16 protein-coding genes and 1 other RNA gene are annotated in these 19444 nt (G+C 37.4%); 4 read left to right on the forward strand and 13 right to left on the reverse strand.

The window, feature by feature from the left end; all coding sequences use genetic code 11:
* The first annotated feature begins 78 nt into the window (after positions 1-78).
* On the forward strand, positions 79-534 hold the full coding sequence (locus H9632_RS17165; RefSeq protein WP_191705288.1) for an NUDIX hydrolase: 456 nt from the start codon (positions 79-81) through the stop codon (positions 532-534).
* A 74-nt stretch (positions 535-608) separates the two neighbouring features.
* Here the strand turns inward: H9632_RS17165 and H9632_RS17170 are convergent, their stop codons facing one another.
* Both H9632_RS17170 and H9632_RS17175 read right to left on the reverse strand, forming a co-directional pair.
* Positions 609-1589, reverse strand: a complete 981-nt coding sequence (locus tag H9632_RS17170; RefSeq protein ID WP_191705289.1) for a sensor domain-containing diguanylate cyclase — start codon at positions 1587-1589, stop codon at positions 609-611.
* Positions 1590-1602: 13 nt separating this feature from the next.
* Entirely contained in the window at positions 1603-2406 is an 804-nt protein-coding gene (locus H9632_RS17175; RefSeq protein WP_191705290.1) for an alpha/beta fold hydrolase, read from the reverse strand.
* 376 nt (positions 2407-2782) lie between these two features.
* Here H9632_RS17175 and H9632_RS17180 point away from each other — a divergent pair, with 376 nt between their 5' ends.
* Positions 2783-3244, forward strand: a complete 462-nt coding sequence (locus H9632_RS17180; RefSeq protein ID WP_191705291.1) for a chemotaxis protein CheX — start codon at positions 2783-2785, stop codon at positions 3242-3244.
* Positions 3245-3285: 41 nt separating this feature from the next.
* Here H9632_RS17180 and H9632_RS17185 read toward each other — a convergent pair whose 3' ends face one another.
* From H9632_RS17185 to H9632_RS17235, 11 genes are all read right to left on the reverse strand, one after another.
* Positions 3286-4191 (reverse strand): hypothetical protein, encoded by a 906-nt coding sequence (locus tag H9632_RS17185; RefSeq protein ID WP_191705292.1) that lies wholly within the window; start codon positions 4189-4191, stop codon positions 3286-3288.
* A complete protein-coding gene (locus tag H9632_RS17190; protein ID WP_191705293.1) occupies positions 4184-4681 on the reverse strand; it encodes an RNA polymerase sigma factor in 498 nt (165 codons plus the stop codon). The genes H9632_RS17185 and H9632_RS17190 overlap by 8 nt, the downstream gene beginning before the upstream one ends.
* Positions 4682-5497: 816 nt before the next feature.
* Positions 5498-7399, reverse strand: coding sequence for an ATP-dependent DNA helicase (locus H9632_RS17195; protein ID WP_191705294.1), 1902 nt, complete (start codon positions 7397-7399; stop codon positions 5498-5500).
* 282 nt (positions 7400-7681) lie between these two features.
* Complete coding sequence (locus tag H9632_RS17200) at positions 7682-8821, reverse strand: THUMP domain-containing class I SAM-dependent RNA methyltransferase (protein ID WP_191705295.1); 1140 nt, start codon at positions 8819-8821, stop codon at positions 7682-7684.
* Positions 8822-8825: 4 nt separating this feature from the next.
* Positions 8826-10568: a putative bifunctional diguanylate cyclase/phosphodiesterase gene (locus tag H9632_RS17205; protein ID WP_191705296.1), complete on the reverse strand. Its 1743-nt coding sequence runs from the start codon at positions 10566-10568 to the stop codon at positions 8826-8828.
* A gap of 200 nt (positions 10569-10768) precedes the next feature.
* Positions 10769-11150, reverse strand: an RNA gene (gene rnpB, locus H9632_RS17210) — RNase P RNA component class B.
* Between the two features lie 63 nt (positions 11151-11213).
* Positions 11214-11516: a cell division regulator GpsB gene (gene gpsB, locus H9632_RS17215; protein ID WP_191705297.1), complete on the reverse strand. Its 303-nt coding sequence runs from the start codon at positions 11514-11516 to the stop codon at positions 11214-11216.
* Between the two features lie 97 nt (positions 11517-11613).
* Complete coding sequence (locus tag H9632_RS17220) at positions 11614-12885, reverse strand: ribonuclease H-like domain-containing protein (RefSeq protein WP_191705298.1); 1272 nt, start codon at positions 12883-12885, stop codon at positions 11614-11616.
* A 4-nt stretch (positions 12886-12889) separates the two neighbouring features.
* Positions 12890-15166 (reverse strand): DEAD/DEAH box helicase, encoded by a 2277-nt coding sequence (locus H9632_RS17225; RefSeq protein ID WP_191705299.1) that lies wholly within the window; start codon positions 15164-15166, stop codon positions 12890-12892.
* Positions 15156-15524, reverse strand: coding sequence for a YppE family protein (locus H9632_RS17230; protein ID WP_191705300.1), 369 nt, complete (start codon positions 15522-15524; stop codon positions 15156-15158). Before H9632_RS17230 ends, H9632_RS17225 begins: the two co-directional genes overlap by 11 nt.
* 36 nt (positions 15525-15560) lie before the next feature.
* The gene (locus H9632_RS17235) at positions 15561-15773 is read right to left on the reverse strand and encodes a molecular chaperone (protein ID WP_191705301.1); all 213 of its coding nucleotides are present in this window, start codon (positions 15771-15773) and stop codon (positions 15561-15563) included.
* A 181-nt stretch (positions 15774-15954) separates the two neighbouring features.
* Here H9632_RS17235 and recU point away from each other — a divergent pair, with 181 nt between their 5' ends.
* Together recU and H9632_RS17245 are read left to right on the forward strand one after the other, a co-directional pair.
* Positions 15955-16623, forward strand: coding sequence for a Holliday junction resolvase RecU (recU, locus tag H9632_RS17240; protein ID WP_191705302.1), 669 nt, complete (start codon positions 15955-15957; stop codon positions 16621-16623).
* 1 nt (position 16624) lies between these two features.
* Complete coding sequence (locus H9632_RS17245) at positions 16625-19291, forward strand: PBP1A family penicillin-binding protein (protein ID WP_191705303.1); 2667 nt, start codon at positions 16625-16627, stop codon at positions 19289-19291.
* The last annotated feature ends 153 nt before the right edge of the window (positions 19292-19444 follow it).

Below are 19444 nucleotides of genomic sequence, written 5' to 3' on the forward strand. Positions count from 1 at the left end.
ACCTTAAAAATCAGATTATGGAAACCTTGATTATTCATTAAGCGTCAATTGTTAAAAATAACCAAAGGAGTTCCCACAATGAGTTATATTATGAATTTACGAAAGAAAGTTGGTACTGCTCCCCTTATTATGGTTGGTGCTTGTGTGCTCATTTTTAATGAACATAAGCAATTACTAATGCAATTAAGGAAAGATAATGGTTGCTGGGGACTTGCAGGTGGATCGATGGAACTAGGGGAAACATTAGAAGATGTAGCTATGCGTGAAATGTACGAAGAAACTGGGCTTACAGCAAATCGTCTACAACAGTTTGGTATATTCTCCGGCAAAGAATTATATTATCAATACCCCCATGGAGATGAAGTATATGTTGTTGCCACAACTTTTATTTGCGACGACTACTACGGTTCATTGCGTTATGATTCCGATGAAGCGATAGATTTAAAATTCTTTTCTTTGGATGCTTTGCCTGAAAAAATCAGCCCCCCTGACCAAGTAGTAATCCGCAAATATATAGATGCAAATGTAATATAATGCTTATCAGCTTGTTTTCTTGAATTTCAAAAGGCTACTGAAATTTCCATTCAATAGCCTCTTCTATGTTGATATTATGTCATCAATTCATATTGTGTAGCGTGGTTCCGTCCATTCCGCTTCGTTGCGTAAAGCGCCTCGTCTGCATGTTCAAAAATGGATTTTTCTGTATCCCCTTCTTTAAACGTAGCACACCCTATACTTACCGTCATTCTTCCTATTGTCGGCCAAATCGTTTGCTCAATCTTTATATTTAGATTTTGTGCAATTTGAATTGCTTCATCTTCAGCGGTTTCGCCTAATAGTAAAACAAATTCTTCCCCACCAAATCTTGCGGCGGTATCATTTTCACGTGCCGCAGTATTTAAAATCAGCGCCAATTGAGCCAATACTAAATCTCCAACTGCATGCCCGTATGTATCATTTACTTGTTTAAAATGGTCAATATCCAGGACGAGTAATGAAAAAGGAACACCTTCCTGATTATATTTTATTACATGATGAGTAAGCTGTTGCTGGAACCAACGCCGATTTGCAATTCCTGTTAAGTTATCTGTATTTGAAATTTCCTTAAGCTCTTCATTTATACAAATTAGTTGTTCTTGTTTTTTTTCAATTTCTTTGTTAATTCGGTGAAGATCCTCAAATGCTATAGTTTTTTCTTTATATGCCTCTTCCAACAGTTTCTTTGCATGACGAACTTCACGCTCATAGTCAATTCTTTTTTTCATTGACATAAAAACAAAAGACACGAATACTTCTTCTTCCGATTGAAGTTGCTTTACATTAACTAAACACGGAATCGTTTGCCCTTCTGTATTTTGTACATGAATAAACAACTCATCGACCAAACGATAAATCGACATATTCGGATATAGATAGGAATGAAAAATTAATTTACTACTTGAAGAAAATAATTTTTCAATATGTTTTCCGATTAGATCTTCCCGTTTGAAATTTGTCCACACTAAAAATGTTTCATTTACATTTATAATTGTATACTGCATATCGGTTTCTATATATCCACAAGGTAATTGAGATAATCGACTATCCATTTATATTTCTCCCCTATCCTCGCTTTAAATATTGTAAAATGATTTCTGCAGTTAAATTTGGAGCACTTAAATGCGGGTAATGGCCTCTTGTATTTAAAATAACTAATTCACTATCCAATATATGTTCATTTAAATAGTCCCCTACTTCAATTGGGACAATGCTGTCATTCGCACATTGCAAGATTAATGTGGGAAGCTGCAACTCACCTAATCGTTGACGATAGTCACTAAAGAAAGTTACTTCAGCGAACTGTCGTGCAATACTAGGATTGGTCGAAACAAAAGTTCTTTCAAGTGTTTTGGTTAAAATTGAGTCACTGGATTGATCCATTGCCAAAGGTGCCATATAGCTTGCCCAGCCTTCAAAATTCATTTCCATCGTTTCCAGTAGCTCTTCAATTTCGTTGCGGCTGAAGCCCCCTGTATAGCTTCCTTCATTTAAATAGCAAGGAGATGGTCCGATCATAATTAATTTTGAAAAGTATTGTGGTCTTTTAATTGCTGCAAGCATACCAATCATCGAACTTACGGAATGTCCAATAAAAATAACATTTTCAAGTTGATATGCTTCAATGACATCGATGACATCTTGTGCATAACCATCCAAACTATTGTATTTTATAGAATCGTACGCCAAAATATCAGATTTCCCAGCACCAACATAATCAAATAAAATAATTTTATATGCTTCCTCCAAGTAAGTCGTTAAAGAATGCCATAAAGTTTGATCGCACCCGAATCCATGGCCAAATAATAACACTTGCTCGCCTTTCCCAATCACTGTTACATTATTTCTCTCTGCAATATTGATTTTCATAATGACCTCACTTTTAATTAGTTATTATACTTTTCAATAAGGAATATTTTCCAATAAATTTCTATATTAACAATGAAAAAAGCGCTTTGTCAAGTTGACATCGCGCTGAAAAATTACTATTTTAATAAAAGCTTTTTGGCATTATTTTGCGACATTTTTTAATACAAAGTTACCGATCGATAAATAAACAATAACTGTTGCTCCCACTATAGCATACAACATTTTAACACCGCCTTAACAGTTGATAATAATTATCAATTTCATTATAAATCGTTTCAATTTTAGCGTCAATGACTTTTCTTTTGGGTTTTTTGTATACACATACTAAAGTAACGTGATAATATGTAATAAAAGTCATGGTAAAGGGGGAATTCATTTGAGTACTTCTAAGCATATTCAAACCATTTTGAATGGTACAATACATTCATTAAAATCTATAATACCTGTGAATATAGATGTAAAATCTCCTTCTATTGCAACAGAACCTTATGAACAAAAAGAGATGGGTGTACTTATAGGGTTAGTCGGTGATTTAAAAGGTCGCGTAATAATAGATGGATCTCCGGAAATTTTCGGTTCAATTGGCTCAGCGATGTTTGGCATGCCTTTAGAAGGTCCCATGTTGGAATCATTTACAGGTGAGCTTGGAAATATGATTGCTGGTAATTTATGTACATATGCAGGACAATATGAATTGGAACTCGATATCACACCTCCTACTGTTATGGTAGGTCATACTAAATTATATGGGTTCCAGCAAGCATTTATTATACCCGCAACAATAGAAGGTATTGGAGAAATCAATATTCTTTATACAATTGATGTTGAAGAAGAGTAATATTAATAGGCCTATCCACTGAAAAGAGTGGATAGGTTTTTTTAGATAAATAATACAAACAGAACAATATTTGCCATAAATATTCTTTGTATATGATATTTCCAATTTGGCTCTTGTTTTTTTATTAAAATGTGTAAATATACAGTAGCGGACATAAAAAAAGTAAATATTAATAACAGCGTCAGCAAATGATTTACACCAAGCCACTCATTCATTTTATGGATACAAAAAAATGCAAGTCCTAAACCACTTAAATTAATAAGCGATGAGTTTTTTTCAATTGTTCCTCTCTTATTTGATTTGATCGCTGCATAAACAAATATTAATAATAAAATTGTCAGCAACCCAATTTTCCAAGGCGGAAATTCGTTTTTTCCCATATAAATATGCATCCAGTAGAACACAAATTGTTCATGGCTTTGTTGCGCTAATTTAGTTTGCATCATTGTATTCGGATTAACGAAAAATCCGTCCTCATTTATTTCTTTTAAATATACACTTTCCCCGTTCTCTAATTGAAATAAGTAATTTATTGAGGTAGTATATTTTGTTAAATCCCCATTAAAAGGTAACCATTCACTATTTTTAAATAACAGCTCAAATTCATTTAATACAGCCGGATCTGTTGTAAATATTTTATCAGTATAAAAGGGTGAAGTTAAGTTGTACATTCGATCAGCACGTTTACTGTAAAGGTAGTAGGCTTTCGTTACTTCCCCAAGCTCGAAATTTGTTAGTTGCTGCGACTGTATAGATTTTGGGGATTCTGTAATTGTTTGAGAAAATACAAATAATAATAATCCAAAGAGCACGAGTGTTACACTGTACGTAAACTTTTGTTTTTTCATGTAATCTTTATTTCGCTTATTTAATTTTAGAAGTTGGCTATTCTTTGTTTCTTCATCAAGGGTTTTTCTCTCTAATGATCTTAATTTTGAATCAAGCATCTCGCTCCCCTCCTAGCAGCTCATTCATTTTTTTCATCCCGCGCTCTGTGGCATTTTTTACTTTTGCTTCATTCCACCCTAATATTTGAGCACTTTCTTTAATGGAAAATTGTTCTATTTTCCGTAATACAATTGCTTCACGGTAATGGTGAGGTAACTTTCCTAATGCTTCATAAAGCTCATATTGCTCATTTTTCGCTTCTAGCCATTGTTCTGGTGAATATGTATAATCGATTTGTTCATGCTCATGTAGAAACGGGATAAATTTCAATAGTCTTTTACGGCGAAAATGGTCATAAACGAGATTGCGCGCTATTTTTGAGAGCCATGTTTTTTCGCTTGATTCACCACGAAATTGGGGGTTGCTATTGATTGCCTTTAGAAAGGTTTCCTGTGTTAAATCTTTTGCCAGCTCATCATCCCCAACTAAAAAATAAATAAACTGGTAAATGCTATCACTATAAGTGACGTACATGCTTTTAATCGGCAATTCGTTTCCCACCTCCTTAAACATATAGACGGATGAAGATTCAATTTGACTCACTTTATTTTAGCAAAAATTCAAAAATTGGGTTCATCACCATAAGTCGGGGATACAAAATTGAAAAAATAAGATTAGATTTAGCTAATAAAATCAGTTCTGCTGCACTAGCGGGGTGTTTAATCAAGTGTTTTTGAAGCTTTCGTCCATTGATACTACGTTCCTTCTGGGGTAGACTTTCCGAGCGGCGTGGCTCCAAAGCTTTGTGACGAAAGCGTCAGCGACAGGAGCAACCCATTTTCCGCGCACGCTTCATCGCCAAGGAGTCCGTCCCTACACTTCGCATAACTCTTTTTCGTTGAAGAAATTATGTTGGGGGCTTCAGGGAGATTGAATTGCGTAATAAGGGAAATAGAGGAAGGAATTTCCGTTATTTCGAAAATAACATAAAAAATAGTGAAAATAAGGGAAGGAATTTCCGTTATTGGCCTAAAAAACATGAAAATTTGGGATTTTATTTAAAATAACGGTAAAACGTTCCCTTATTTATCCCAAAATGAGCAAAAACATTTAAATAACGGTAAAATCTTCCCTTATTAAAAACTAATGCTTTGATGGCGTATTATTTTTTTAGCAATTGGTTTTATCACTGTCTTGCCGTAGCCCATCAACCAATTAGTGGAATTTTATTAGAAAAGCAATCCCAATTATGATAATGAGCCAAAATTAGTTTAGATAGAAAAAACGAAATTCCTCCGTCTTTCTTGATACATTGAGAACTAGAAAACAAAAAACCCGTCCGAATAAACGAACGGGTTAAAAACATTATTGTGGCTCTACTGCCAAAATGTCGACAAAGTTTGATTTTACTTTTACTTCTTCATCATTTAATAAAATATGAATATCACCATGATCATTCGAAGTACGAATTAAACGGCCCATTCCTTGTTGAAGACGAAGCTGCATGAATGGCAACTCAACTTCTTCAAAAGGATTTTGTGCAAATGAACGTTTCGCATCGAATAACGGATCATGAGGTGGGAATGGCAAATCGAAAATAATAACGCGTGTTAACGCTTCTTCCGGTAAATCCAATCCTTCCCATAAATGATAGGAGCATAATGCCTGAATTTCACCGTTTTGGAATTCACGGACAATAGCCGATAGTTCACGGTCGCCCTCGAATGCAATATTCAGTCGCGTCATTAAACCGACATTAGCTTTAAACTGATTCATCGCCTGCTTTGATTTAAACAGAATTAACGTTTGCTTTTCATCTTTTAGAAGCTGCTCAACTTTTGTAACTTTGTCAGTTTGAGAAAGTTCATGCAAGTAAATTTTCATCACTTCTTCATAATCAAACGGTGATGGTACACTAAAGCTCTGATATTTTTCAATACCTAAACTCGCAGCAATATAGCTGAAATCTTTTTTTACAGATAACGTTGCAGACGAGAATACAATCGGCATTTTTTTCGAGAATAATGTTTCAGATAGCACGTCTGTAATAAGGCGTGGCATTATTACTAATGTTTCTTCCCCATCAGTATCCTCCAGCCAATCAACCGCATCGCCCTGTGCAACGAAAATGCGCATTGCTGCTACGTAATGCTCTAAAAACTCTTCCGCCATATTGAGCTCGTATTCTGGAATCATGTAAAGCTCTGATTCAAATACTAATTCCTCCAACAATTGATCCACATCTGCTATAACACGTTCACCCATTTGAATAAGGCGCTCTGATTTCACTATCCGTTTTCTGTCTTCCTCTGACTTAATCACATCTTCACGCAATTGGTCAAAAAACAGTTCGTGATGATCTTGTAAATGCTCCATTGCATATAGTGTACGTTCACGCACACCATCCACCATTAAACGCTCCAACAACTCTACAATTGTATAAGCTTGCACTTTATTTGTTAATGCTTTTTGGGCTGCATATTCCAATAAATGACCTTCATCCAATACCATCATCGATACTTCCGGTAATAGAGGCAATTGCCCCTCACGCTCACGGGACTCCTTCGTTGCTAAATGCTCCATTAAAAAGTCCTGGGAACAAATTATAAGGTCTGTTGATTTTCGGTAATGAGCACGATGCAATGTTTGGCCACAACGATTGCGTAAGTCACAAACAGCACATTGCATAATGGAATTGTAATTAACTTTTTGCCAATCTTCGTCCGTCACTAGCGGGTAATCCGAACGCTCTCCGTAAGGCTGTACTGCAATCATGCTTCCCTGTGCATATACACCATCCGGAATAGAAAAAGCAATATCATCAATCCAGTCTTCCGTTTCCGTTTTTTCCGCTTCTTCAAAACGCTTTAAACATAAATATTGATCACGTGATTTTGCAAGACGGACATCGATTTCAAGGTCCAACACATCACGCAGTTTATGAATATCTCCGCCTTCTTTTACTAGCTGATCGATTAATGTTTCATCTGCACAGGCGATTAAAGCTGGTTTTCCTGTATAGCGTGCGTATGATACAGCAGGTAATAAGTATGCAATTGTTTTCCCTGTCCCTACACCCGCTTCTGCAAATAATACGTTCTTTTCTTTTAATGCTTGTTCTATCTGGTAAGCCATGAAAATTTGTTCATCACGGCACTCAAAGCCTCGTTCTGGTAGCTCATCATATAATACGTCACCGAGCCAATCACCTAACGAATCAAAGAAAGTTTTTTCTCTTGAAAGTTCAAAAGGTAAAGATTTTCTCAAATGGATGTTCCTCCTCAATATGAAGCGGAAGGAATAATCACCCATTCCTTCCGCAAATCCACGCTTTATAATTAAATTTGGCCAATTCAATTCTGCCTCGGCAAAATTGTGTCCGGATTTTGGATTTTCCCCAAAAACCCCCCTAAAAATCCACAGCATTTAGGAAATCTGCCAAATGAAGAAAAAAAATTCTGTACTCATCATTATACATCTAAATACATAAAAAAAATACTAATATGCAACAAAAAACTACATTAGTTTAGCACCAATGTAGTTTTCATATTAATTTTCACGCTTAGATTTTTGACCCCAATATTGATACAGATCTGTACGAATAAAACCGTTAAACAATTTACGCTTTTTCGTTGCTTTTTTACCGTAATGTACTTCAAATTCTTCCATTGATGACAGCATGTAAACTGACCATGTCGGATAATTTTGCATCACTTGACCAAATTGGCGGAGCATTTTTTCGATTTCTTCCACTTCACCAATACGTTCTCCGTATGGCGGGTTTGTTACGATAACTCCATCTGTTAGCTTCGTAGTAAAATCTGTAGCCTGCATTTGTTTGAAAGTCAACAAATCTCCAAAGCCTGCTTCAAGAGCATTTTCCTGAGCAATCGCTACCATTTTATGGTCAATGTCCGTACCAATAATGTTAAGTTCCTGATCATAGTTCGCTAAAGTATCCGCTTCATCACGCGCTTTATCCCATATATCCTGTTTCATCCATGGCCAAGACTCGGAAATGAATTCACGGTTATAGCCTGGCGCAATATTTTGGCCGATCATTGCCGCTTCCAAAGCAATTGTCCCTGAACCACAGAATGGGTCTACGAATGGACGGCTTGGAGACCATTTAGAAATTTTCACCAACGCTGCTGCAAGCGTCTCTTTTAAAGGCGCCTCCCCTTGCGTCGTTCTGTAACCGCGTTTATGCAAACCGACACCCGATGTATCAATCGTTAATGTTGCTACATCCTTTAAAATCGAGATTTCAATTTTGAATGTTGGTCCCGATTCATCTAAAAATCCTAATCGCTTGTAGGCTAATTTCAGACGTTCTACAATCGCCTTTTTTGTAATGGCCTGACAGTCAGGTACACTAAACAAAGTCGACTTAACGGACTTGCCTGAAACCGGGAAACTTGCATCCACTGGTAAATATTTTTCCCACTGAACCGATTTTACCCCTTCAAATAGTTGGTCGAATGTTCTTGCCGGAAATTGGGCAACGACGATTTTTACACGGTCTGCTACACGCAACCATAAATTCGTGCGGGCAATCGCCATCTCGTCACCTTCAAAATACACTTTTCCGTTTTCTACTTGTGTTTCATATCCTAATTCACGTACTTCTTCTGCTACGATTGCTTCTAATCCCATCGCTGCTGTTGCTACTAATTTAAATTTTGTCATGCTTTTAAATCCTTCCTTGATGCTCGACTTCCCAAAATTGAATGAAGTCAATTAATTCTTTCATTGGCAATGGTCTGCTGTAGTAATATCCTTGAATAAAGTCACAGCCCATTGACTTTAATAACTCAACCTGTTGGCTCGTTTCCACCCCTTCTGCAACTACTTTCATTTGCAGGCGGTGTGCCATTTGAATAATTGCATCGACAATAGCTTGTTTGTCATCCAGTGAGCATATATGCTGAATGAAGCTGCGGTCAATTTTTAATACATCTAACGGGAAACGTACTAAATAACTTAATGAAGAATAGCCTGTCCCAAAATCATCAATTGATAGCTTAAATCCTAATTGTTTCAGCTTCACTAATTTACTAACCGTCTCCTGTGCACTATTCATAACTGTACGCTCTGTAACTTCGATTTCGAAGCATTGAGCAGATGTATTATTTCTTTCTAAAATTGTCTGGACCGACTCTAAGAAGCTTTGCTGCTGGAAATGGATGCTAGATACATTAACCGCTATCGGAATTTTTGGATACCCTGCCGCAACTAATTTATGGTTTCCTTCACATGCCAAATCAAAAATAATTTCACTTAAAGAAATGATTAAGCCCGATTCTTCGGCATGTTCAATGAATTCTGCGGGTGAAACGAAGCCGAGTTTTTCACTGTTCCAACGCACTAGAGCTTCTATGCCGACAATATCATTTGTTACTGTATTTATTTTCGGCTGGTAGACCAGTGTAAATTCACGATTTTCAATTGCTTTGCGTAATTCACTATCCAACTTCAAAACTCGATTTGAATCAGTTTTTAATGCTTCAAAGTAAAAGGAGAAACAATTTCGCCCATTTTCCTTAGAGTAAGACATCGCACGGTCAGCACGATTTAATAGTTGCTCTGGTGTCATACCGTCCTCAGGATAAATACTGATTCCCATACTCGTTGAAACATAAATGTCTTGATCGTGGATTTTAATCGGTATTTCGAAAGCCCGGATCACCTGTTCAGCGAATTTTGCCGCTTCTCTCGGATGTTGTATGTTAGCCAATGTAATGACAAACTCATCCCCGCCAAAACGAGCTAAAATATCCTTGTTTTTAAGCAAGCTATTTACACGTCTCGCTACTTCCACTAATAGTTGATCTCCAATAGCATGTCCAAGTGTATCGTTAACTTGCTTGAAGCGATCCAAATCCATGAAAAGAACAGCATGTTGAGTGGGTTGTGCTTTTTTTGCGGTCATTTCCAGCAGAACTTTCATTCGTTCGATAAAGGCAAAACGATTACATACATCTGTCAATGAATCATGCAGTGTTCTTTTTTCGAGCTCATCTTCAACAATTTTCCGTTCCGACAAATCCGTAAAAATACCACAGTAATTTGTAACTTCACCAAGTTCATCTTTTATTTCTATTATTGTCAGCCATTCAGGGTATAATTCACCTGTTTTGCGTCTGTTCCAAATTTCACCTTGCCAAATGCCATCTCTCTCAATCTGATTCCAAATATCGATATAAAAAATTCTATCATGTACGCCGGATTGTAAAATAGAAGGCTTTTCACCTTGAACCTCTTCTAATTTATAGCCCGTTACGAATTCGAAAGCAGCATTAATTGATAAGATCTTTTTATATTTATCCGTTATCATAATACCTTCAGCAATATTTTCAAAAACCTTTTCGATTAATTCCTTTGAAAAATGGGACAATAATAGCTCTTGTACATTTGGTCTTTTTGATTCCTTCAATACAACTCACCCTTATTTCCTAATAGAACAATAATTCATTTACCCTGTATGACATAAATGTATGTATTATGTATTTTTTATAAGTAATGATTACTAACTTTTGGTGCTGAATCTTCATTTTGCCAATAATTTTATCTACTAAGAAAGGCTCTCCAAAAAAAATGGAGAGCCTTATTACATGTTTAAGAAAAGCATCAATAATCAATAAGCCATGTTTTGTTCCTAAGTACTCAAACAGCTTTCGCCTCGTACGATTAGGTAGTAATCATCTATCTACGGTCAAAATGACCGTCCCTCCATCCGTTCAATTCCTTCTGGAGAGTGCCCCTACCATAATTTGGGTTTCTCACTCATGGGGTTTACCTCGTTCCACCTTATAGCTTTCACTATAAGCTCCGTCACTGTGGCACTTTCAGGAAGTTTCGTCCATATCTAAAAGACTTAGGAGTTCCTTCCGCCGTCAAGAGAAGCTCTCTTGCCTTACCTTATTTTTTCAGTAAGCACGAACACTACGGGCATCTCAGCACCGTGTGAGCATGGACTTTCCTCTACGATACGAAATCGCAGCGATTACTCGAATATTGATGTATTTATAAATTATACTTTATACTTTTAAAAAATACAATATCGCTATAAATAGTTTAACTATTCGTATAGTTTACTCCCAAAAACATGCTTTTCTAAATTAGAAAGGCGTTTTAAAATATCGAAATTTGTACTATTGGCTGTAGGTGGTGGTGCAACAACCGACGATTTACGCGTAGAGTTAGTCAACTCCTGCTTCAAACGTTCATTTTCCTCTGTTAATGTAGCGATTTTGGCTGTAAATGTATCATAATCTTCACGAATCAAATCCAAAAATTGATCTACCTCGTCCACATTATAGCCTTTCATGCTTTTTTTGAATTCTTTTTCCAATATATAGTCAGCAGTTAATTTAATATCCATTATTCATCGTCCTTCCGTCACGCAACTTCTTTATCTTATTATAGCATAGGTCAGACGTTTCTTACGAATACATGTGTCAAACAAAACGAAAAATTTTTCAGTCCTTGTTCGAATTATTTTTGTTCATTTTATTGTCTAATCGGCCGAGCCTTTTATGCCAATTTCTCTGCTTGTTTAGAAGCTGTGTTTCTTTTATGAACGAAATTTGCTGTAACAATTCGAGCCCTTTTTCAGAAAAAACCATTGCTTGTTCATAATCTTTTAGCTGATGTTCATATAAAATTGCTAATTGCTCATATGCCAGCAGCTTTTTTTCACGGGTTATTGTCGGTAATGCAGATTGGAAAGATTCAATTGCTAACTTTACTTCCCCAACCCGTTTTAGCTCATACGCTAAATAAAAATGGGCATAGCCTGTTTCTTCGGCATTGAAGTGTTTTGTCACTTCCTGCAATATTTCCGCACTTGTCTGTTGCTTTTTCAAGTCGCCAAACCACTTTCCGATATTCGTATACGTAGTAGCGGATTCAGTCGAAATCGCATCAAACAATAAATTAGTCGAATGAATGTACAATGTAATAAGGGAGAGTAAATCCCATTCATTATGCAACAGGACTTTCATTAATGTTTCGGCATTGCCGCTTTTTATTGCGTCAAAATAAATGATCGGTGCTAAATGACCTGGAATATCGCCTTTCCGGTAAAACCCAAGCTTATCTTGCTCTACTTGAGTAAGCTTCATACGAGATAAGTCATCTTTCCAAAGTCGCTTTGAACTATGCAATAAGTCAATTTGACGTTGCGTTTTTAGCGGTGGCAAATGTTGTTTGTTTAACGTCCAGCGTACTTGCAGCTGTGGCCAGTCAAAACTTTTCCCGTTATAGGAAACAATCGTGGCATCTTTCTGCCATAATTTCGATTCAAATAGGAACGCTACTTCGTTTGATGGGTCGGACAAAACGTATTGCGTAAGAGTAAATTGTTCCTCTTCCTCATCAAATTGTAAAAAGCCTAATAAAAAGATATGCGTCCCCGCACCTTTAAGACCGGTCGTTTCCGTATCAAAAAATACAATCGTCTCCTGCTCATCAATCGCAAACGGGTGGTCATCAGCTTCATATTTCCACCGTTTCAGTGCATTAAAAAGTTCGCCAAGTCTATAATCTCCGTGCTTATAATCTAGGGAGTAGTGTACTTCCCTTTTAAAAAGCATCCCAAATTCATTTTCAATCCACTTTAGTCCTGCCTGCTGCCATTGTTCGCTATAAAATGGTGGATCCGGTTTTATGAAAGTAGGCTTTTCTTGTTTTTGCCCTGTTTTTTTACCAAGCAGCTTTTTCATTTGTAAGAGCTTATTTTCATACGACATGTCTTCACATCATTTCACTTATTAAAATATCCAAAACTTTTAAAACTTGTTTTTTGCTTTCTCCTATACTATCTTGTGCTCCGATACAGGATGGACAACCTTGCTGACATGGACAGTTCGTCACATGTTGGGCAGTTCGTTCAAGTAAGGAAAGCAATATATCATACACACGTTCACTTAAACCGATTCCCCCTGGATAGCTATCATAAATAAACAACGTTGGCTTTTCATTATGTACTGCCTTTACTTGAGGGACTACTGATACATCGGATCGATCACAATGAATGAATAGCGGAATGAAACTGCCCATCGCATAGGCTGCACCGGTTAAAGCATCCGTTAACTGCTCCTCAGTCCAATCATTCGGTAATTCAAAGCTCATCCATGTTGCATTTGTATGCATTTCCATTGGTGGAATCGATATTGGACCTGAACCGATATTATCATGCGTATTAAATCGAATTTTTTTGAAAATGGTTGGAATTGCTAAAATGCTGACATCACCAAAGCTTACAGTAGCATTTTTAAAAGGTGCAGATTTATCTTCACTTAATACTTTTAACTCGACAGCTAAATTAGCATCAGTAAAGTAATCAACATCCACTTCACGTACAAATGCTTTTTTCTCTTCCCAATCCAATTTTTCGACTTGGAACTGAAGGCCCTGATGTAAATAAATCGCCTCTTCATGCAAAAGCGTCATTGCACTATACGTATCCATTTCTCCGATAACTTTTGTATTTGCCGGTGTTGAAATATCAATAATAACGACATTTTCCTGTGCCGCTGAGCGTAAGGATATTTCATGAGCCGGAAATCGGTCACTCATCCAATGCCATTTAGTGCTTGTACGCACGAGTACACCTTCGTCTTCTAAATAGGCGAGTAATTCCTGTATCTCAAATTCTCCATAACTATCATCCATTGAAAAAGGAAGTTCAAATGCAGCACACTTCAAATGCTCCATCAATATTAGAATGTTTTCGGGATTAATACGTGCTTCTTCAGGGGAACTTCCGAGTAAATAGCTAGGATTTTGTACAACATATTGATCCAATGCTGTAGATTGGGCGACATATACTATAAGAGCCTCATCCTGCCGTCTCCCTGCCCGCCCTGCTTGCTGCCATGCACTGGCAATGTTGCCCGGGTATCCTGTCATAATGCAAGCTTGCAATTGACCTATATCTACGCCCAGCTCAAGTGCATTTGTACTAACAACCATTTGAATCGAACCGGAACGCAAACCTTTTTCTATTTCACGTCGTTCGCTCGGCAAATAGCCCCCACGGTACCCTTGAATGGACTCATCCATTATTTTTTTGGACGTTAGCGATTTTAAATAAGTTACGAGCATTTCGACACGCACTCTTGATTTCGCGAATATAATCGTTTGAATACCTGCTTCAAACAAACGCTTTGAAATGTCACGTACCTCCAATACCGCGCTTCGTCTAACTCCAAAAGTTGGATGTACAATTGGTGGATTATAAAAAATAAAAGTTTTCTTCCCTACAGGTGCTCCCGATTTTTCTATTAGCTCATGCTTACTATTCGTCAAACTTTCCGCAAGCTCTTTCGGGTTTTTAATCGTCGCACTTGTACAAATAAAAATCGGCTTACTTCCATAAAATTCACAAATACGTAGAAGCCTTCTTATGACGTGTGCAACATGTGAACCGAAAACGCCTTTGTACGTATGTAATTCATCAATAACAATGTACTTTAAGTTTTCGAAGAGTGAGACCCATTTCGTATGATGCGGTAAAATACCCGAATGCAGCATATCTGGGTTGGTCATCACAATATGACCGGCTTTTCTTATTTTTTGCCGAATACCAGGTGCGGTATCTCCATCGTATGTGTAGCTTAAAATATCTTCTTCCATTAATTCAATCAGCTCATTTAAATCTGATTTTTGATCCTGGGCAAGCGCTTTTGTCGGGAACAAATAGATTGCTCGGCTCGATGGGTCTTCCAAAATCTTCTGGAGAACCGGTAAATGATAACAATATGATTTTCCAGAGGCGGTCGGTGTAATGGCAGTAAAGTTCTTTTGCTGTTCGGCAAAGTCATACGCCTGGCGTTGATGTATATAAAGCTGATGAATGCCGCGCCCATGCAAAGCCTTGACGATTGACGGATGTAAGCTTGACGGGAATTGTGCATACTGTGCCTGCTTTTCTTCAATTGTATGCATGGCCACTATATTTTGTTTTAATTCCTCATCATACTGCCATTCCTCGACAAGCTGTGAAATCGTTTTTTTCTTACTGAACATCGTCTTCACCTTCCTCAATCTTGGAAACGAGTAGCTTTAATGTATATTGAGCGGATTGGATCGACTGGATAAAACGTTTTTTGCTCGTCCCTTTATAAAAAGACTGTACAACAAATTGCTCCATCGCATCTGCTGCATGGTCAATTTGCTGTACATATAAATTTTTAGGATACGTGCTTTTTATCCAATGAGCTGCAAGTTGCTGCCAGTTTTGAATGCGTGTATGGACGATGTCGACATGGGGTTTGACATCATTAAAAAAGTCAGGCTCCATGTCCAAACGTCGCATTTCCTGGAAACGTTGTAAACACGCTTCACATTCATCTATTAATGTATAAGTCTCTTCTAATAATTGCATAAAAAGCACCTCGAATGATTTCGTCTGTATTATCGTTTAGTGTATCAAATTCTCATCGATAGTACTACTTATATGCGAACACGTATTCTTTACTTGACTCTTAATTTCTGCTAAGCTAACTTTTTGAGAAACCATAATTAAATTTGTTAAGTGCTCGATCTTAATCCTTAATTGTTCTCGTTCCATTTGCAATGATAATAACGTTTCTGCCATTTCAACTTGTTCGATTAAGCGTGATAATTTCGACATATAATGCCCCCTTTTCACAATGATTCTTGCTTTTTTCTTAGAATCCTTGTCATGTGGCAAAAATAGTGTTCATTCGGCAAAAGATGTTATAATTTGCATAGCTTTTTTAAAATTATTAACGAGTACTCTGTTTATGATACACTATTAAAGTATTATTTCTGCTAGGAAAGAAGGTGATTCCATGGTCATTCGTTACCCAAATGGAAAGCTCTATCAAAGTGCGCCTAAGTTGGAAAGTACTCAAGAACCTACTGAACATTCAACGGTTGCAAAAGAAGCAAAGAAAAGGGCCATTTCCTACAGTAACCGTGGAAAAAGCTTAGAAGATGACCTAAATGAAACAAATATGTTTTATTTACAAAGGAAAATGGCAAATATACACAAGAAACCTGTTCCAATTCAAATCGTCAAAGTAGATTATCCGGCAAGAAGTGCTGCAGTAATTAAAGAAGCTTATTTCCGCACCCCTTCTACAACGGATTATAATGGCGTATGGAATGGTTATTATATCGATTTTGAAGCAAAGGAAACAGATAATAAAACATCCTTCCCATTAAAAAACATCCACCCTCACCAAATGACCCATATGGAATCGGTGACAAATCAACGAGGAATTGCATTTTTCATCATACGGTTTAGTTCATTAAATCGGAATTTTGTCATGTCCTATAATGATGTAGCCCTGGCATTTCAAAAGATGCATGAGGGTGGCAGAAAATCAATACCATTAACCGTTTTCGAGCAACAGGCTATCGAAATTAATGAAGGCTATTTACCAAGGCTCGATTATTTAGATGCGGTCAAAAAGTTAATCGCAATCGGGAATGTTTGTGAAAGTGAGGAGAAATAAAGTGACGGAAAAAAGAAAAACACGCGAGGAAATTAAACGCGAACGTCAGAAAAATAACAGATCGGTAAAAACAAAAACTTCAGCTGGCAACTGGGTTAAGCGCATTGTAATGGCAATCGTTCTAATCGGTGCTTTAGGCTTTTTAAGTGGTGCTGCACTATTTGGATATTATGTAAGTAAAGCACCCGAACTAGATGAGGAATTACTGAAAGATCCTATTTCATCTGAATTTTACGATGTAAATGGTGAACTATTCGCTACAATCGGAGCAGAAAAACGTAATTTTGTAAAATACGAAGATATTCCACAGCAAATGATTGATGCGATTATCGCAACAGAAGATTCACGATTCTTTGAACACTTCGGAATCGACTTTTGGCGTTTAGGTGGTGCTGTCATAGCCAACGTCCGGGACGGATTTGGGGCGCAAGGTGCCAGTACGATTACACAGCAAGTTGTAAAAAACTCATTCTTTACAAATGAGAAAAAGCTGGAACGTAAAGCACAGGAAGCTTGGCTTGCGATACAATTAGAGCGTAAATATAGTAAGGAAGAAATTTTTGAAATGTACTTTAATAAAGTACTAATGTCTGGCAGAATTCATGGTTTCGGTACAGCAGCTAAAGAATTTTATGGAAAAGAATTAAGTGAATTAACGTTAGCAGAATCTGCTCAATTAGCAGGTATGCCGCAAAGCCCTAACAATTTCAATCCATACAAAAAGCCGGACCGTGCTAAAAAACGCCGTAATATCGTATTATCACTTATGGTTCAGCACGATAAAATTACCGAAGCAGAAGCTGCAGAAGCAAAAGCGACTCCTGTAACAGGAGGTTTAATTCCTGAGGAAGATCGTGTCGCAAACAGCACAACAAAATATCCTGCCTTTTTGGATGTGGTTATGTCTGAAATAGAAAAAAACGGCGATGGTGAACTGCTTTCAGAAGGTATTAAAGTATATACAACATTGGATCCGAAAGCACAAGCAATTGTAGAAGATTTAATGAACAATGATAGTAACTTCCCTACTGAACAAATCGAGGCGGGCGTTGCAGTTATTGATACACAAACAGGTGAAGTTCGTGCGATCGGTGGAGGTCGTAATTATACAGGATTTAACTATAACTACGCAGATGATTTACAAGATCGTCAGCCTGGTTCGACATTAAAGCCTTTAATCGATTACGGTCCAGCTTTTGAATATTTAAAATGGTCAACAGGTGAAACAACGGTCGATGAAGAAATGACTTATAGTGGTTCAAAACAAGTTATCGGAAACTGGGATGGAAAATATTTAGGGACAATGACTGTACGTCAAGCACTTTATACGTCACGTAATATTCCAGCCGTGAAAACTTTCCGCGAAGTTGGTCCAGAACGGGCACAACAATTTTTATCAAACTTAGGCATTCAATCAAAAGGATTGACTGAATCAGAGGCAATTGGCGGTGGACGTGTAAACATTTCACCTATCCAAATGGCCGCTTCCTATGCAGCATTTGGTAATAACGGTATTTACAATACTCCACATTCTATTAACAAAATTGTATTCCGTGATGGTAAAACATCAAAAACATATAAGCCAGAATCTAAACCTGCCATGAGCGATTATACAGCCTATATGGTAACTGATATTTTACGAGACGTAGTAAGCAACAAAAAAAATGCATCTGCACCGCGTGCAAGCGTTTCTGGCGTTGATATTGCAGGTAAGACAGGTACAACAAACTACTCTTCCGATGAATTTAAAAAATATAATCTGAAAAGCAGTTCCGTACCTGATACATGGTTTGCTGGTTATACAACCAACTATTCAATCGCCATTTGGGGTGGTTATTCAAAACGTAAAGATGCCATTACGACATGGGAAGAGCGATGGTTGCCGCAAACTTTATTTAAATCAATTATGACTGATTTAAATCAGCATAATCCATCATCAACATTTAAACAGCCAAGTTCTGTTGTATCAGCTTCGGTTGTCATTGGGTCAAATCCATTAAAGCTTGCTAATGAATATACACCTGCCAATCAGCGTACTACAGAGTTATTTGTTAAAGGAACAGAGCCTACTGAATATACAGAGGAATTTGTACCTCAAACATTAGAAGCGCCAACTGGTTTACAAGCGACATTTAATGATGTGGCACAGCTTGCTGATGTAACTTGGTCACACCCATCACAAAATGCTGAAGATGGGGATACGAATACACAAGATCCAATCACATATGAAGTATCAATGGCAGTAGATGGCGGTTCTGCAACTGTTCTATCAGTTTCAGGCGAAACCTCTCTGCAAGTACCAAATATTGAACGTGGAAAAGAATATACATTTACAGTTACAGCCATTTCTGGTGATCTACGGAGTGAACCTGCTTCTGTAAAACTATTCCTTCCAGGACCACCAGAGACTGAAGAGCCTGAGGACCCGAATGATGAGGTTGAAAATCCAGGTAGTCCGGAAAACCCTTCACAGCCAGACAATGGCAACGGGAACAACAACGGCAATCAAAATCCAGGCAATGGGAATGGAAATAATGGGAATGGGAATGGGAACGGCAATACAGTAGAGCCAGAGTCACCAAACCCTGAAACATCACCACCAAATCAGCCTACCCCGCCTCAACCAGGCGGTGGCGAAACAAGTCCTGAGGATTCAGATGACGATTAAATTTTAAAAAAGACTGACTGGGACGGTTATAATCAGTTCTAGTTCACAAAAAAAGAAATTGCACTTTGCAATTTCTTTCAGATTGTCGACAAAAGGCATCGAGAGCTCGTCTCTCGATGCCTTTTGTCATTTCTTTTATCAAATTAGGTCCCG

Origin of the sequence: Solibacillus merdavium, assembly GCF_014836935.1 — a bacterium.
GTDB classification, from domain to species: Bacteria; Bacillota; Bacilli; order Bacillales_A; family Planococcaceae; genus Solibacillus; species Solibacillus ferritrahens.